The sequence below is a fragment of the Weissella sp. DD23 genome (genome assembly GCF_001579105.1).
GTDB lineage: Bacteria > Bacillota > Bacilli > Lactobacillales > Lactobacillaceae > Weissella > Weissella cibaria.
In genome coordinates this window covers 37509-52531 of sequence record NZ_KQ970396.1, presented here as the reverse complement: position 1 = coordinate 52531, position 15023 = coordinate 37509, and the positions used below count along the sequence as shown (strand labels likewise).

14 protein-coding genes and 1 pseudogene are annotated in these 15023 nt (G+C 44.8%); 2 read left to right on the top strand and 13 right to left on the bottom strand.

Translation table 11 applies throughout. The features are described from left to right. The 8 genes and pseudogenes from WEIDD23_RS14875 to rlmD form a co-directional block, all read right to left on the bottom strand. A pseudogene (locus WEIDD23_RS14875) lies at positions 1-346 on the bottom strand (class A sortase); the annotation flags it as partial. A 100-nt stretch (positions 347-446) separates the two neighbouring features. Next, on the bottom strand, positions 447-1328 hold the full coding sequence (locus WEIDD23_RS09560; protein ID WP_010374133.1) for a transcriptional regulator: 882 nt from the start codon (positions 1326-1328) through the stop codon (positions 447-449). Beyond that, positions 1321-1566: a hypothetical protein gene (locus WEIDD23_RS09555; protein WP_062358936.1), complete on the bottom strand. Its 246-nt coding sequence runs from the start codon at positions 1564-1566 to the stop codon at positions 1321-1323. The genes WEIDD23_RS09560 and WEIDD23_RS09555 overlap by 8 nt, the downstream gene beginning before the upstream one ends. A 27-nt stretch (positions 1567-1593) precedes the next feature. Further along, positions 1594-2238 (bottom strand): hypothetical protein, encoded by a 645-nt coding sequence (locus WEIDD23_RS09550; protein WP_156469622.1) that lies wholly within the window; start codon positions 2236-2238, stop codon positions 1594-1596. 205 nt (positions 2239-2443) lie between these two features. Continuing rightward, on the bottom strand, positions 2444-3085 hold the full coding sequence (locus tag WEIDD23_RS09545; RefSeq protein ID WP_010374137.1) for a redox-sensing transcriptional repressor Rex: 642 nt from the start codon (positions 3083-3085) through the stop codon (positions 2444-2446). Positions 3086-3309: 224 nt separating this feature from the next. After that, positions 3310-4617: a DEAD/DEAH box helicase gene (locus tag WEIDD23_RS09540; protein WP_010374139.1), complete on the bottom strand. Its 1308-nt coding sequence runs from the start codon at positions 4615-4617 to the stop codon at positions 3310-3312. A gap of 105 nt (positions 4618-4722) precedes the next feature. Continuing rightward, positions 4723-5715: a Gfo/Idh/MocA family protein gene (locus WEIDD23_RS09535; RefSeq protein WP_029237507.1), complete on the bottom strand. Its 993-nt coding sequence runs from the start codon at positions 5713-5715 to the stop codon at positions 4723-4725. Between the two features lie 143 nt (positions 5716-5858). Further along, a complete protein-coding gene (rlmD, locus tag WEIDD23_RS09530) occupies positions 5859-7226 on the bottom strand; it encodes a 23S rRNA (uracil(1939)-C(5))-methyltransferase RlmD (protein ID WP_010374143.1) in 1368 nt (455 codons plus the stop codon). A gap of 197 nt (positions 7227-7423) precedes the next feature. Here rlmD and WEIDD23_RS09525 point away from each other — a divergent pair, with 197 nt between their 5' ends. Next, positions 7424-8959: a helix-turn-helix domain-containing protein gene (locus tag WEIDD23_RS09525; protein ID WP_010374144.1), complete on the top strand. Its 1536-nt coding sequence runs from the start codon at positions 7424-7426 to the stop codon at positions 8957-8959. A gap of 52 nt (positions 8960-9011) precedes the next feature. Here the strand turns inward: WEIDD23_RS09525 and htpX are convergent, their stop codons facing one another. From htpX to WEIDD23_RS09500, 5 genes are all read right to left on the bottom strand, one after another. Continuing rightward, the gene (gene htpX / locus WEIDD23_RS09520; protein ID WP_010374146.1) at positions 9012-9908 is read right to left on the bottom strand and encodes a zinc metalloprotease HtpX; all 897 of its coding nucleotides are present in this window, start codon (positions 9906-9908) and stop codon (positions 9012-9014) included. A gap of 17 nt (positions 9909-9925) precedes the next feature. Continuing rightward, the gene (locus WEIDD23_RS09515; RefSeq protein WP_010374148.1) at positions 9926-10495 is read right to left on the bottom strand and encodes a LemA family protein; all 570 of its coding nucleotides are present in this window, start codon (positions 10493-10495) and stop codon (positions 9926-9928) included. 71 nt (positions 10496-10566) lie between these two features. Beyond that, on the bottom strand, positions 10567-11601 hold the full coding sequence (locus WEIDD23_RS09510) for a serine hydrolase domain-containing protein (RefSeq protein ID WP_010374150.1): 1035 nt from the start codon (positions 11599-11601) through the stop codon (positions 10567-10569). A gap of 10 nt (positions 11602-11611) precedes the next feature. After that, complete coding sequence (locus tag WEIDD23_RS09505; RefSeq protein WP_010374151.1) at positions 11612-11932, bottom strand: Txe/YoeB family addiction module toxin; 321 nt, start codon at positions 11930-11932, stop codon at positions 11612-11614. 111 nt (positions 11933-12043) lie between these two features. Further along, entirely contained in the window at positions 12044-13768 is a 1725-nt protein-coding gene (locus WEIDD23_RS09500; RefSeq protein WP_010374153.1) for a phospho-sugar mutase, read from the bottom strand. Positions 13769-13970: 202 nt separating this feature from the next. Here WEIDD23_RS09500 and WEIDD23_RS09495 point away from each other — a divergent pair, with 202 nt between their 5' ends. Continuing rightward, the gene (locus tag WEIDD23_RS09495; RefSeq protein ID WP_010374155.1) at positions 13971-14999 is read left to right on the top strand and encodes a UDP-N-acetylmuramoylpentapeptide-lysine N(6)-alanyltransferase; all 1029 of its coding nucleotides are present in this window, start codon (positions 13971-13973) and stop codon (positions 14997-14999) included. Positions 15000-15023 lie beyond the last annotated feature (24 nt).

Below are 15023 nucleotides of genomic sequence, written 5' to 3'. Positions count from 1 at the left end.
CCCCTAATGATAGATTTAAATCAGTTGTCCCATTTGAAATTGGCACCGATAGACCAATCTCAGGAATCGCGACAAACCCAATAAAATTAATCTTTCCCGCGTTCACTCGGGCAGCCAGTACCTGTTGCGCCGTTAATGACCCAACCTTTTGCCAATCATAGTTAGCCGTTTTCTTTTCAGCCGCCCCCTTCTTAATGGACGTCTTCGTCACCTCTGGTTCGTACGTCTTTAACGCGACATTTGCAATCTGATTATGAAAAATCAACAGCAAAGAAATAAGTAGCAGCACAACAAATATGACCGCTCGTAGCCAGGCCCCCACGCGCCGTTTCTTTTTTTCTGTCATTATCCCCCCACCTTTCTTTTCCCATTATAACCATTTGAAACCATCAAAATAAGACGCAGACGTGTCCAAATTCATAAGACAATTGACAAACATTGCACCTTTAGTCCTTTGCAAATGTCATTTTTTCAAACCATGCAAACTGCGACTGGAACGTCTTGATTTCACCGTCCGCATAAAAATAGTCTATATCCGCCAACAATTCAGCCACCGCGGTTGTGTACGCCGAATCATCACACGCACCATCATAGCGGGTTAGCAACAGCTGAATAAACTTGATGTAGATCAATGCCGAATAATTTGTCGCAAAGGTAAACCGTTGCACAATCGATCGTAAAGCGCTGACAAACAGTCGTGAATCGTGTCCACTCGCAACTCGCTGTAATAGATTAAAGATTAAACCATTAATCTTTAATTCATGATGTCTGGTTGAGAAAAAACGACTACGCACATTAATTTTAACGATTTTTTCAAGTACAGGCACGGTTATTTCTGGTGACAAGTATGGTAACGCACATTGGGTTAATTCCAATTCATAACGTGTCCAAAAAGGTAACGCCAATAATTCTGTGAATACCACCGTGGCTTGGCGTTGCTTTTCATCGTCACGATCTGTGTTTTGCCGGAAATAGAGCATCCAGGTTAGCCAGCCATAGTGACGGTAGCCGGTTTGCTCTTGCAATTGTTGAATTTCAGCCTGAATAACCGCACCGCCGTCATAGTCTGTAACCGACAATTGTTTAATGCGTTCAGCTAGTAGTCTGAACGTTGTATCTTCTGGAATAATCAATTCTGCCAATTCTGTTTCAGTCAGCCCTAATCCATAGACTAAATGATAAAAATCGGTGATTTCAATATCCGCATCTCCTTTGACAAAGCGATAATACGTCGCCCGGTTCAAACCAGAGTACGTTAACAATTGTGTTAATGGTATGTTTTTAGCTTTGCGAATATCGTTAATTACTTGGCCTACATGATCAGTCATTTGTCTCTATAACCCCCCAGGCAATTCGGAACAAAATAACAAACGTTTGGGTTACTTCCCCGGCTTGCTCAGCATTGTCATGAATCGCCTTCATAAATCGACTAATTTTTTGCTCGGCATCTAACAAAATTTGTGGATTATGTTCACGCCACGCCCGCTCAATATCAGCTAAAGCCCGCCGGTATGGGGCATGCTCCAAAATATACGCTGCAGGGGATAGCTCATTAATAAACGCCACAAATTTTACATAGTCATCGTAGTTTTTTCAAGTCAACACCGTCTCAGCCATCATCAAGATATTATCAGACCAAATCGTCGTCACTTCTACAGCGGGAAAACGCTCGCGAAATTGCTGTTTATCAATGACGTATTTTTGAAACTCGGCGAGCACTGATTCAATTGGTGCATCTGATGATAATGAGATGAAGTATAAGGTGACTTCTATCGCTGTCCATAGGTCTGTTTTGGCCACTAACCGGCGCATTTCCTGTTTCAACAGTGCTTTTTGTTCCTCATCGTCAAACACCAGTGCTAACGCATATTCGGCAATCAGCAACACTTCCCGGTCGGCCAACAGATGATACTCCTCAACTTGCGCCTCTAAATCGGTAATGATTTGTTTGGCAAGTGTGAAATCGCCCATCCGCATGGCGCGCCCAAATTTCATCAAAAAACGACCATAGGCCGATAATTCGCCATCTTCAGCGTAGGCAATTAAATTAACGGGACGGCCACCCATAAACCGAATTAGCCGAATTGCTAATTGTAAATTCAGCGGAGTCTCCCCTTTCATCACCCGATAATAGGCCGACTTACTCATCACGTGTTGATCAATGTCTTTCGTATGTATCCGGCGGTTCTGCTTCATATGCCGCATCGCCTCTAACAGACGTTCACTATGCTTATTCATTACGCCACTACTTCTTTTTTATAGTCATTATTAGCAGTGTATCAAACATTTTTGTGATTAAACAGGTCGCCCATGTCCCAATCATAGGACACTTTTCGTGAAATTATCATTCTCGTTCTGAACAACTTGCTCGTTTTTTTGGTGGCGAAAGAAAAACACTTTGCTCACCAGTGCATACCGGTAAACAAAGTGTTTCACGTATCATTTAGGCTTCAGCCCCACCAAAATTGTTGATGAAGTAAAGCAATGTTTGTAACTCGTTCGTCAAGTCAACATTTTGCACGCGAACGTCACTTGGCACGTCCAAACGTAGTGGTGTGAAATTCAAAATTCCGTGCACCCCAGCCTTTGCCAAACGGTTAGCCAAATCTTGGGCAACTGGCGCTGGAACCGTCAAAATAGCCACATCAATCCGTTGATCTGAAATCTGCTTTTCCAAATCATCAAGACTGTAAACTGGCACACCAGCTTGAATCGTGTTCACGATATCTTCGTTGATATCAAAGGCTGCCGAAATTCGCGCATTAGAACTTTGGTGGAAGTTAAAGTTCAACAAAGCTTGACCAAGATTTCCAACTCCAACTAGGGCAACTGAAGCCAAAGTATCTTGATTCAAAATTTCACCAAAGAAAGTCATCAACGCCTTAACGTCATACCCGTATCCGCGCTTTCCCAAAGCACCGAAGTATGAAAAATCACGACGAATTGTCGCAGCGTCAAACTTTACTGCATCAGAAAGCTCATTTGATGAAACACGTGTTGTGCCCGCATCCAGCAAAAGCTTCAAATAACGGTAATAAATTGGCAATCGCTTTGCGGTTGCGCGTGGGATGTCATGTTCTGCCATGTCAGCCGTCCTCATTATTCTTTATTTTTTATCTCTAAGTTATTTCACAAATAAATTCTCACTTGTGAACTCTCTATCCTTATTAATAGTAACATATAACCGCCCTTATGTGAACTAAATAACAATTGTTTTTCACAAAATAAAAGGACCACTCGTCCGGAAAAGTGGTCCCAACGCCTAAACATCGCCGTTTTTCAGACGTGTTTTAGCCAATATTTTTTTCATTAACGCTTTGGCTTACCCTTGTTTTTGCTGTGCTTACGCTTCGCCTTTTTCTCCTTTGCAAAGCGGTCCGTTCGCGACACAACTTCTTCGGTGGCTTGCTTCTTAGGCGCTTTCTTGCCTAGACGAGGCTTTGCTGGCTGCTTTGGCTTGGCAGAAGCTGGTTGTTGACCAGCCGCTTCTGCCGGGGCTGGTGTTGGTGCGCCAGTTGAGCCAGAAAATGACTTGGGTTTAGCCGCTTGTTCAACTCCCGTCACAAGTTGGATATCAACTGCGACCAAGCGACGCAAATCACGTAAATCGTGGTCATTTCCAAATGAAATCACCAAGCCATGCTTACCCATACGTCCAGTACGTCCAGCACGGTGCGTATACGTCTCACCAGTGCGTGGCAAATCAAAGTTAATGATTGCGGGCAAATCGGGAATGTCCAAGCCACGGGCTGCCACATCAGTCGTCAGCAAGAATTTTGCTGTCCCCTTGCGGAAGTTTTCCAATGACTTCGCACGCGTTGAGCTAGAATCACCACGAACTAGGGTTGCCATTGCGACGTGCTCGTGGGCTAGGAAACTAGCTGTAATCTTCAATTGCTTCGTTGTGTTAAAGAATACGATGGCTTGGAAATTCTTGCGGGCAGCTAACTGACGCAACCGCTTATTGCGTTGCTCACGGGCTGTTGGCCAGAACTCATGTGCAATCGCAGTTGGGATTGGCACGTTCCGTTGGTCAATGCGGTTAAATTCACGGTCAAATAGACCAGCCGCAATCGTTTGATCGACTTCCGTAGCACCAAATAGTGCCACCTGCACCTCTTGATCATCGACGGTATCCCAAACGGCATCAATTTGCTTAGCCGTATCTTCGGTCAAGAGTTCATCCGCTTCGTCCAATAGCAAGGTGCGCAAACGACGCAACTTTAACTTACCATTATCCACAAGCTCAGCCACACGCCCAGGTGTCCCAACAATCACTTCAGGATGCTTTTTCAATGCATCCAATTGGCGCTTAACATTAGCGCCACCCGTCAAGGCCAACACCTTTAAGTCTAATAGCGTCGCCCACTCACGGACCACCCGTGTCGTTTGCATGGCTAACTCTTGTGATGGTGCCAAAATAAGGAGTTGCTCACCATCCCCTGGCACTAAAGTTGGTAACAAGGGCCATGTAAAGGCCAAAGTCTTACCAGTTCCTGTTGGAGCCAATGCGTCGATTGATTCACCATTCGCCAGTGGTTCAGCCACGGCCTCTTGGATTGGCGTTAGGGTTGTAAAGCCTACTGATGCCAAACGTTCTTCAAAACGAGTATCCATTCTTTTTCCTCATGTCATTTCGTTTACTTTTCGTTCCTTTCATTGTAACAGAAAAGCACGCTTCATAACTGTTCACGAACAGATTATGAAGCGTGCTTGCAAAGATTACTTATCTGCTGGGAAAACAATGCCAGCATCTTGACGCAAATTGGTTAACACAATATTCACGCGTTGACTCAACGTCAGCAATTCGCGATATGTCGCATCTTGACCAACTGGGTCATTAATAATCGCGGCGAATACTTGCATCTCTGGCACCATTGGATTTGCAGGTGCTGGTGTGCTGATTTCAGTGTCGTTACCAGCACCATCTTTATAAATGACTTCGCCCAATTCAGCGATTGAATCAATCACAATCGTGTCACGCATCCCCAAAATTTCCGAATGCAAATAACTGTTGGCTCCCTTACCAAATTGGATCGTCACATCAAAGTCAGCATAGCGCAAAATGGCAATTCCGCGGCCATCTGCCCCATTACGTAGTGGTGTTGCAAAGTAGTGACTTTCTTTGGGCATCCCAAACAGCTTAATCGCTGCATACAATGGATAAACCCCTAAATCGGTCAATGCACCGGCACTGAACTCGCGGGTTAAGACATTGGGCTCTTTGCCTGCCAAATAATCGTCAAAGCGTGACGAATACTTTTCATACACTAACGTTGCCCCGGAAATATGCGCCATCTCCGCCACTTTCGCTTCAATCGCTTTAAAATTAGCTTGATGCACGTGACGAGCTGCTTCAAATAAGCGGACATTGGGGTGCTCACGCAAGGCAGAGTAAACAGCTTCATATTCCTTCGTATTTGAAAAGGCTGACTTTTCAACAATCACATGGAGATCATGTGCAATCGCCTGCAGGGTTTGCTCATAATGCAAGCTATTTGGTGATGCAATATAAACAACTTCAATGCCACTCTCATAAAAGGCAGCTAAATCGGTATAAACCGTAACTTCCCCAAAGTCTTTGGCAAACGCCTCACCAGTCTCGGCCCGTCGTGAGTAAACCGCTGTTAATTGGTATGCTTGCGATTCATGCGCCGCTTCTACCAACATTTTCGTAATCCAATTTGTGCCAATAATTCCTAACTTTAACGTCATCATTCACTCCTTAGTTAATCTATATCCCACTTTAAAGCGCTTTCAATAATGCTATTGTACCATCAAAAGCCAAAAAAGCTCATCAATCATTTGAAATGACTAATGAGCTTAATTGGGTTATCGATAGTTTTTAGTTTTTAAAATTAGTCCTTAACGAACACAGTGACAGATTCAATGTGTGTCGTCTGTGGGAATTGGTCAATTGGTTGAACTGGCCCTTGAATGTGGTAACCGTTCTCCAAAATTTGAACCGTGTCACGTGCCAAAGTTGCTGGGTTGCAACTAATGTACACGAACTTTTCTGGTTCCATACCAGTTGCAGCATCAATCAATTCTGGCGTCAAGCCCTTACGTGGCGGATCAACGAAGATGACGTCTGGTCGCATACCAGCTTCATGCCATTCAACCATCTTCTCTTCAGCCTTACCAAGTTCAAACTTAGCATTGTTAACCCCGTTAATGTCGGCGTTACGCTTGGCATCATCTACGGCACCAGGTACAACTTCGACACCCAAGACAGACTTAACACGATCAGCGATGGTCAATGAAATTGTTCCGATACCTGAGTAGGCGTCAATAACTTCTTCATCACCAGTCAAGCCGGCCTTATCAGCAGCCAATTGGTACAGCGTTTCCGTCGTTTGTGGGTTAACTTGGTAGAATGAGTTTGGTCCGATGACGAACTTCTTGCCGAACAACGTGTCGGTAATCACATCCTTACCCCAAAGCGTGTTATTCTTTTCACCCAAGATGACATTCGTCTTCTCTTGGTTCACGTTTTGAATGATTGACTTTACTTCTGGCAACGCCTCGCGAATATCCGCGACAATCATTTCAGCCCCGGGCACCTTCTTTGAACGCGTGACCAAAACAACCATCATTTCGTGGCTGTAGTAACCGCGACGAACCATGATGTTACGGATAACACCAGTGTGTTCAAATTCGTTATAAGCAGGAATGTGGTACTTACGCAAGATATCACGAATAACCACAATTGCCTTGTCAATTTCAGGGTCTTGAATATAGAAATCTTCAATTGGCATCAAGTTGTGTGAACCACGACGGAAGAAACCTGTCGTCAATTCACCACGCAATTCACGCGTTGGAATTTGTGCCTTATTACGATATCCTGTTGGGTTTTCCATACCAAGCGTCTCAGAAACTTCAACATCAACGTGTTGCTTCTTAAACAATTCTTGGATTTGGTTTTGCTTGAAACGCAATTGGGCGTCATAGTTCAAGTGAGCCAAAGGCGCAATTCCAGTTGTCAATGTCGCAACATCAACTTCCTTATTACGATCAGCAGATTCCTTCAACGTCTTAATAACGCGACCAAATGCATACGTTCCTGCAACCTTCGTAATACCGACCCGAATTTCTTCACCCGGAACAGCGTTTGCTACGAAGATTGGAAAATCATCAACCTTAACGACTCCGTTTCCTTCGTACGTTAAGTCGATGACCGTTGCGTCAAATTCTTGGTTCTTCACCACTGGCGCTTTTTTCTTCATCATAATCTCCTTTAGTTGGCCTTTTCGACGACCAAATGTACTTACATTATAGCATAACCAGAACACTCACTTAATGAAATCCCCGTGAGAATCCGCATTTAGAAAATTTCATGAAAACTAAAAAAAGACAATTCGTATTCAGAAACGAGACTTGCGATAATTAACTTAATGATTAAAACAATATAGCAGGTATCAATATGGACTGGATGCTACAGAAAAAAGAACGTGAAAAACTTTGGTTAAACACCTATTTGCTACAACAGAATACAGACACAGTTGCCGTTAAACAAGTTGTAAAAGAATTGGGCTGGTCGCGCTACTTAGTCCAAAGTAACGGCATTGACTTAGTGCGCGATTTACAGGCCTTACAACCTGACGCACCAACGCTGATTGCATATGACGAGCATAAAAAAGTATTTTCAATTAATGCCGCCTTGGAAACCGCTGAGCATGCACTACGTCTCCACTATCTCCACCAATCTTTGCGGAATTTGTTCCTTAACGATTTGTTTTTTGAACGCCTAACAAGTTTGGAAGATTTTGCTGAACGACATAATACCAGCATTTCCACGGCACGCGAAATCAAACTCTATCTGGCTAAAAACTTAGCCCAATTCGATATTAGTATTAGTGATGATTTGAAATTAGTTGGCAACGAACGTGGCGTTCGTCAACTTGGGTTCCAAATCGTCTACCACTACTATGCGGCACAAGAAGAACCTTTCCCGGCTGCCGACCGTCCGCCACTCAAAGCAATCTTTGAAACCTTTTTAGCTACTCTGCCACAACCCTTACCCGAATCGGCTAAACTAGCCTTCTATTATCAATTTGGGATTTGGCATTTTCGGATTGCTCAGGGTCATCAATTACACGCCGCGGTTACGGATCCCTTGTTTCGACCAACGGCAACGTTGACTGGTCCAGTTCGACAGTACACCGCTGCTTTAACTGATTTACTGTGTAAGCAAACCGGTCTATCTGCCGATACGTTAGACATCGAAATCCGTTACGCGATGACAACTTTGGTAGCCATGGGATTTATTCCTGAGGCAACGCCAGCTGATAGCGCGACGACAGAAACATTAGCGACATTGGCTGTGTTTACTGACATTATACAATCAAGTTACCTGAGTTTTTTCAAACCACAAGAGGGTTTAGAAACCACGGTACTAGCCACGATTGGCCAAGATTTATACCCGTTGCATCTGCGCTTACTTCATTTCAATCAACACCCAATTGATAGTCACCCAAACATTTTGAATGCCTACCAATTTTATCCGCTACATACCGCTTACACACTGCACGTATTACGACGGATTGCAACCCGTTTTAAGCTCTCCTTCGAAACGGTATACAAAACATTGTTCACGGAATATCTGAATACGTTCATCGACCGCTTACCGCGTGAGCAAATCTTCCCGCTACTAACAGTGACCGTTGATTTGCCAGCACGTGCCTCACTAGCCCGGTACACGAAACGTCTCTTAGCAGATATCTTTGGTGCAAATAGTTTAGTCACTAACCACTATACGGCGCAAAGTGATTTATATATCGCTGATTTTGCCCTGACCGCTGATCAATCACGGCCTGGGTTTGTCTGGCAGGAGATTCCAACAATTCCACAAATTACGATGTTGTACAATCAAGTACACACGTTAACTATCCAAAAATTCGAACAAGTTACCGGTAACCAGATTGAACGAATTACCAACAACCAAACTCCACGTGCATAAAAAAATCCCACTCCTAATGCAAACTGCATCAAGAGTGGGATTTTTAATATCATTACAAATTACGCAATGCTTCAATTCGCTTATCCATCGGTGGGTGAGTCGCAAATAAACCTGCTAACTTATCGCCCTTCAATGGGTTCGCGATGTATAAGGCTGCGCTCTCTGGTGAAACATTCTGTTCTGACATAGGTTCACTCTGCGAGATTTTCGTCAACGCATTAATCAGGCCTTGTGGGTTACGGGTCAATTCGACGGCCCCTGCATCAGCCAGGTATTCACGATTTCGTGAGATAGCCAACTGAACCAAGGTTGCCGCCATTGGCGCTAATAGCAATACCAAGAGCGACACGACGATACCGATGATATTACTACCACCACCTTCGCGATCCCGATCACGGTTACCACCACCAAAGTACCAAAAGTGCGTGCCTAAATTCGCCAACAACGCGATCGCTGAGGTCATCGCCACAGCAATCGTTTGAATGCGAATATCATAGTTACGCACGTGCGTCATTTCGTGGGCCATAACGCCTTCAAGTTCTTCACGATTCAAGCGTTGCAGAATGCCAGTTGTCGCTGCCACGGCTGCGTGTTGCGGATCGTTTCCGGTTGCAAATGCATTGGGACTGGGATCGTCAATAATGAAGACACGTGGCATCGGCACTTGTGCGACCATCGCCATGTCTTCCACGATATGCCACAAGTCAGGCGCCTGATCTGCTGACGTCACCTCTGTCGCGTGATTCATCGACATCACGACATCAGTTGATTGGCCAAACATAAAGACGGCATACACAATTCCTGCGACTAACGCAATCACGACACCCGGCATCCAGCGTCCAAACATATAGGTTCCTAACGCTGCCCCAACCACGCCCATGAACAGAAAGAAACCAAAGAAGAGCAAAATCGTTTTGCGCTTATTTTTGGCAATTTGTTCAAATAGCATAGGTCACTGTTCTCCGTTTATAATCCTTGATCGTCAAATGATACCTTAACAACTGCCTTCTCTTCTTCCGGCGTTTGCAAGAATTCACTTGGTTGGAAGTGATGCATCTTAGCCACAATGTTTGATGGGAACGATTGCAACTTCGTGTTGTAGTTTGCCGTCGTCGTGTTGAACAATTGACGTGAGTACGCAATTTTATTTTCCGTGTTCGTCAACTCATCCATCAACTTGTTGTATTGCGCTGATGCCTTCAAATCAGGGTACGCCTCAGCAACCGCAAATACTGACTTCAAACTCGTTGTCAATTGGTCAGAAATTTCCATTGCTTGTTGGTGGTCACCGGCTGGGACTTGCGTCAATGCGTTTCGCAATGACACCACTTTTTCTAGTGTGCCTTGCTCAAACTTGGCATACCCCTTAACTGTTTCCAGCAAGTTAGGAATCAAGTCATTTCGACGCTTCAATTGCACATCAATTTGGCTCCAAGATTCCTGAGTTTGCATACGTGAACGTACCAAACCGTTGTAGATTGACATCCAAATCAATCCAATGACAACAACGACTGCAATTATAATTAAAATCGTCATGTTTTATCCCCCTAGTGGTCTATTTTGTACTACTTTCATTTTACCAGAAATTCAACTTTGTCGTGACAAAATTACACTTGATCAAAAAATGCCTGTGTGAATTCATAACGATCTTTTAACCAAGATGTGTTATCACGTGATGGGTGGACCCGATTTGTCAAAACGACAAGCCCCTGCATCGTCCGATAATTAATCGCCATAATTGTTCCTGTGAAGCCCGTTTGGTACAGCCAATCGGTCACGACGACTGGGTTATCTTCACCACCATAGGTCCAAAAATGCCAACCAAACGTTCGAATGCCAGCCTGATTGGCTGCCAAATAACCGGCCATGTTTGCCGGTAAATCGTCATCTGGCATCAACCACTCGTGTACAAATGACAATGCATCAGATGCGGTCGCAAACATCCCCGCATGGCCAGCCGCACCACCCAGGAGGTATGCTTTGAAATCATCAACTTGTCCCTGTAGGATGCCGCCACGAACCGGCACGTCTTCTGTTGGCACAAAGCGGGACGTTGGTGCCTGCAAGCCGCCAATGCCCGGGACACGATACCCACTCGCCGTTAATTTTTTGGGTGTCAGTAAATTAGCCGTCATATCCGTCACCAGTGGCAACCCAGTCACAGCAGTTAACACTTTGCCGAGTAACATGAACCCAACATCTGAGTATTTTGTTACCCGGCCAGGCTCATTTATTAACTCACCAGCCATGATGTCTGTTTCCAACATCGATTTCGTTAATGCTGGTACTTGTCGCACACTACTTGGCAGGCCGGCATTATGCAAGAGTAACTGGCCGACCGTAACACGGTCATTACCATAATTCGGTAGAATGCTTTTGACAGTTGTATTCGGCGTCACTTGGCCTGCTTTGAAGAGTTGGATGAAACGCATGGTCGTATATAACTTCGTCAAACTCGCCAAGTCATAGATGTGGTTAACCGACAATAACTCATCTGCAAATTGACCGGTGCCAACTTTACCGACTGACGCGATTTCTTTTTGGCCTTTGAAGTTAACCACCCCAACTGTTGCCCCAAACAAACGCCCGTCATCAACCATCGTTTGGGCAATTTTTTCAAGTCGTTCAATTAATTGATCCATTAGCCTGCCCTCACGACGTCATGCTTTTCATATAGTGATAACGAAGCTGGGCAATCGTGACATCCCCATTACCTTCTGGGAAATAAATCATACGATTCGCACTATCGATTCGGCGGGACCAGCCGCCATCCAAGCCAGCTTGTAATTCAGGCTTTCCAGTCCCTTCAAAGGGTGTGCGAAAGACTTCTTTCAATAGTTTGTTAATTTTTTTAATCGTCTTTGGATCTTGTGTCAAAAAGTATTGATAGTCGTCGAATGCTTGTTCGGTAAAAATCATCTTTTTACCGCCCCGCATGCCGTCGGCTAGCTTTTTAGCTGCTTTCATTGCCATTAGGCATCACCTCATCTCTTGATTTATATGGTTATCATATCATGTGGAAAAAACAGTTCGTTTAAAAAAGACCGCCACAACCAAACAAGTTGTAGCGGTCAATTGTTATTATTAGTCTACATAAGTGGCAATTGTTGCTTGAATTGCAGCCAATTCATCAGCAGCAGCTTGAGCCGTAGCACCCTTTGTGCCGACATAGAACTTAATCTTTGGCTCAGTTCCTGAAGGACGAACAGCAACCCATGAACCGTCAGCCAACCAGTACTTCACTACATTGGCCTTTGGCAATGTCATTGGTGTAACAGCCCCGGTTGTTGTGTCCGTCTCAGTTTGCAATGAGAAGTCTTCAACCTTGGCAACCTGAACACCACCAAATTCAGCGGGTGTTTCGGCACGGAACTTGTTCATCAAAGCGGCAATCTTTTCAGCCCCGTCAACCCCTGCAAACGTCAATGACTTCGTGTTTTCAACGAAATAACCGTATTGTTCGAACAACTCTTGCAAACCATCGTACAACGTCTTACCCAATGACTTGTAGTAAGCCGCCACTTCGGCCAACAAAACCGTTGCTTGGACTGAATCCTTGTCACGTGCAAACGACTTCACCAAGTAACCGTATGACTCTTCAAAACCAAACAAGAACGTGTGCTCGTTCGTGTCTTCGAAGTGTTGAATTTGCTCGGCAATGTACTTGAAACCAGTCAACACGTTAATTGTTTCAACCCCAAAGTTCTTAGCAATATCTGCTGCGAATTCTGAAGAAACGATTGACTTAACCAATGCCCCGTTGGCAGGCAAAGTACCGGCAGCCTTCTTGGCCGTCAACAAGTAGTTCAATAGCACAGCCCCAATTTGGTTACCCGTCAACAATTGGTACTCGCCTGATGGTTGGCGTACCGCCGTCCCCATTCGGTCAGCGTCTGGGTCAACTGCGATAACGACATCAGCGCCTTGTTCCTTAGCCAAAGAAATTCCCATTGCCAGTGCTTCGGGATCTTCAGGATTTGGCAACTTAACTGTTGGGAAATCACCGTTTGGCTCTGCTTGTTCAGGCACAATGGTCACGTTTTCAAAGCCCGCATTTTGCAAAGCTTGTCCCGCAATCAACGCACCCGTTCCGTGCAATGGTGAGTACACCAACTTCATGTCCTTACCGACCGTATCGATTAATTCTTGGTTAACCGTCACCGTCTTGACTTCAGCCAAGTAAGCGTCATCGACTTCCTTGCCAATCTTGACCAACAAACCAGCAGCCACTAGTTCAGCTTCATCCTTAACTGGCACTTCGAACATGTTAGCTTCACGAATTGAAGCCGTGATGATGTCTGATTCCTTTGGTGGCATTTGCCCACCATCTTCACCATAAATCTTGTAGCCGTTGTAATCCTTTGGGTTGTGTGACGCCGTAATCATAATACCGGCATACGCATTCAAGTGGCGTACCGTAAATGACAATTCAGGTGTTGGACGCAACGTCTCGAAGACGTACGCCTTAATACCGTGAGCCCCCAAAACCTTAGCAGATTCAATTGCAAATTCTGGTGAGAAGTGACGTGAATCGTAAGAAATCGCAACACCACGTCCCTTAACTGCATCATCCAATGAATCCATCAAGCGGGCCAATCCCTCAGTTGCTTGACGCACCGTAAAGATGTTCATTCGGTTAATTCCAGCACCCAGGATACCACGCATACCAGCCGTTCCGAATGAAAGTGGTTGGTAAAAAGCGTCTTCAGCCGCCTTGTCATCAGTTGCAAGTTGTTGCATATCAGCTTGCAAGTTTGCTGGCAAATCAGTGCGATCTGCCCAAATTTGGTAATTATCTTGCCAAGTCATGTTTCAAAATTCTCCTTTGTATAAGTCCCCACGCTTATCACTAATGAAATAATTATACCATATGCTGATTTTACGATATGAATTTTATTAGCATTCCCAAAAATTAAAGCTATTTTTAATTCACAGATAAGGCACAGTTAACCCCAAAAGTATAGACTAGAGTTAATTAGTTTAATGCTTCATGTTTTAGAGGAGAAAAAAGATGCCTGTACTAAATTTAAATGACGACGTTGCTGTCGCTAAATATAATGCGTTTATCCGCCAATCACCCAATGCCCAAATCAGTCAAGATTTAGGCTGGGCGAAGGTCAAAAACAATTGGGAACCCTGCTATGTTTATTTAGAGGATACCGCTGGAAACATCACGGCTGCCCTATCCATGTTACTGACGATGACACCGAGTGGCAAAAAATTTGCGTACGCGTCAAAGGGACCTGTCATGGACATGTCCGACCTCACCACTTTTGATCAACTCATTGCGACCGCAAAGCAAGCGTTGGGCGACGATGCCTATTTGCTCCGTTTGGATCCTGAAGTACGCTACGATGCGCAATTTGAAGCGGATTTGCAGGCCCATGGTTATGAAGTCCGTGGTCGTAATGTGGCAGACCAAGGGATGCACGCAACCATTCAACCACGTCTAAATATGGTGATTGATTTTGCCAACTACCCAGACGCGACGTCGCTCTATGATATGGTCCCTTCTAAAACCAAGAACAAATTGCGCAAGCCTGAACGTGAAGGTGTCGTCGTTGACTACGGACTAGATCAGTCATTCCTAGACGACTTCTTTGAAACCTACGTCATCATGTCAAATCGGCATGGCATCACCCACCGACCAAAAGACTACTTTGAACGCATGATGCAGACGTATGCCGGTACGGATATTATGCGGATTTACCGAGCTAAGAAGGATGATGTGTTGTTAGCGACAACAATTGGCTTCAAGATGGGCGATAAAATCTGGGATATGTACGCTGGTTCAATCGACCACGATTTGACCAACGCCCATTACGCCACCCGTGTCCACATGGTACAATGGGCGCTTGATGCTGGCTTAAAGCGTTACGACATCGGCGGCATCGATCATGCCGATAATACTGATGGCTTGTATAAGTTCAAGCGTAATTTTGTCCGCCAAGACCCAACTGAGTACATTGGCGAAATTGACGTTGTCTTAGATGATGCGATTTACGACGAACTGGTGCGTCAGCCTGATCAACAACACTAACGAAATCAAAAGTCGCCAATCTAC

Excerpts from the sequence above, each read along its gene's own strand:
- WEIDD23_RS09560 (WP_010374133.1), bottom strand. The coding sequence starts at position 1,328 with ATGACTGATCATGTAGGCCAAGTAATTAACGATATTCGCAAAGCTAAA.
- WEIDD23_RS09550 (WP_156469622.1), bottom strand. The coding sequence starts at position 2,238 with ATGAATAAGCATAGTGAACGTCTGTTAGAGGCGATGCGGCATATGAAG.
- WEIDD23_RS09545 (WP_010374137.1), bottom strand. The coding sequence starts at position 3,085 with ATGGCAGAACATGACATCCCACGCGCAACCGCAAAGCGATTGCCAATT.
- WEIDD23_RS09540 (WP_010374139.1), bottom strand. The coding sequence starts at position 4,617 with ATGGATACTCGTTTTGAAGAACGTTTGGCATCAGTAGGCTTTACAACC.
- WEIDD23_RS09535 (WP_029237507.1), bottom strand. The coding sequence starts at position 5,715 with ATGACGTTAAAGTTAGGAATTATTGGCACAAATTGGATTACGAAAATG.
- rlmD (WP_010374143.1), bottom strand. The coding sequence starts at position 7,226 with ATGAAGAAAAAAGCGCCAGTGGTGAAGAACCAAGAATTTGACGCAACG.
- WEIDD23_RS09525 (WP_010374144.1), top strand. The coding sequence starts at position 7,424 with ATGGACTGGATGCTACAGAAAAAAGAACGTGAAAAACTTTGGTTAAAC.
- htpX (WP_010374146.1), bottom strand. The coding sequence starts at position 9,908 with ATGCTATTTGAACAAATTGCCAAAAATAAGCGCAAAACGATTTTGCTC.
- WEIDD23_RS09515 (WP_010374148.1), bottom strand. The coding sequence starts at position 10,495 with ATGACGATTTTAATTATAATTGCAGTCGTTGTTGTCATTGGATTGATT.
- WEIDD23_RS09510 (WP_010374150.1), bottom strand. The coding sequence starts at position 11,601 with ATGGATCAATTAATTGAACGACTTGAAAAAATTGCCCAAACGATGGTT.
- WEIDD23_RS09505 (WP_010374151.1), bottom strand. The coding sequence starts at position 11,932 with ATGGCAATGAAAGCAGCTAAAAAGCTAGCCGACGGCATGCGGGGCGGT.
- WEIDD23_RS09500 (WP_010374153.1), bottom strand. The coding sequence starts at position 13,768 with ATGACTTGGCAAGATAATTACCAAATTTGGGCAGATCGCACTGATTTG.
- WEIDD23_RS09495 (WP_010374155.1), top strand. The coding sequence starts at position 13,971 with ATGCCTGTACTAAATTTAAATGACGACGTTGCTGTCGCTAAATATAAT.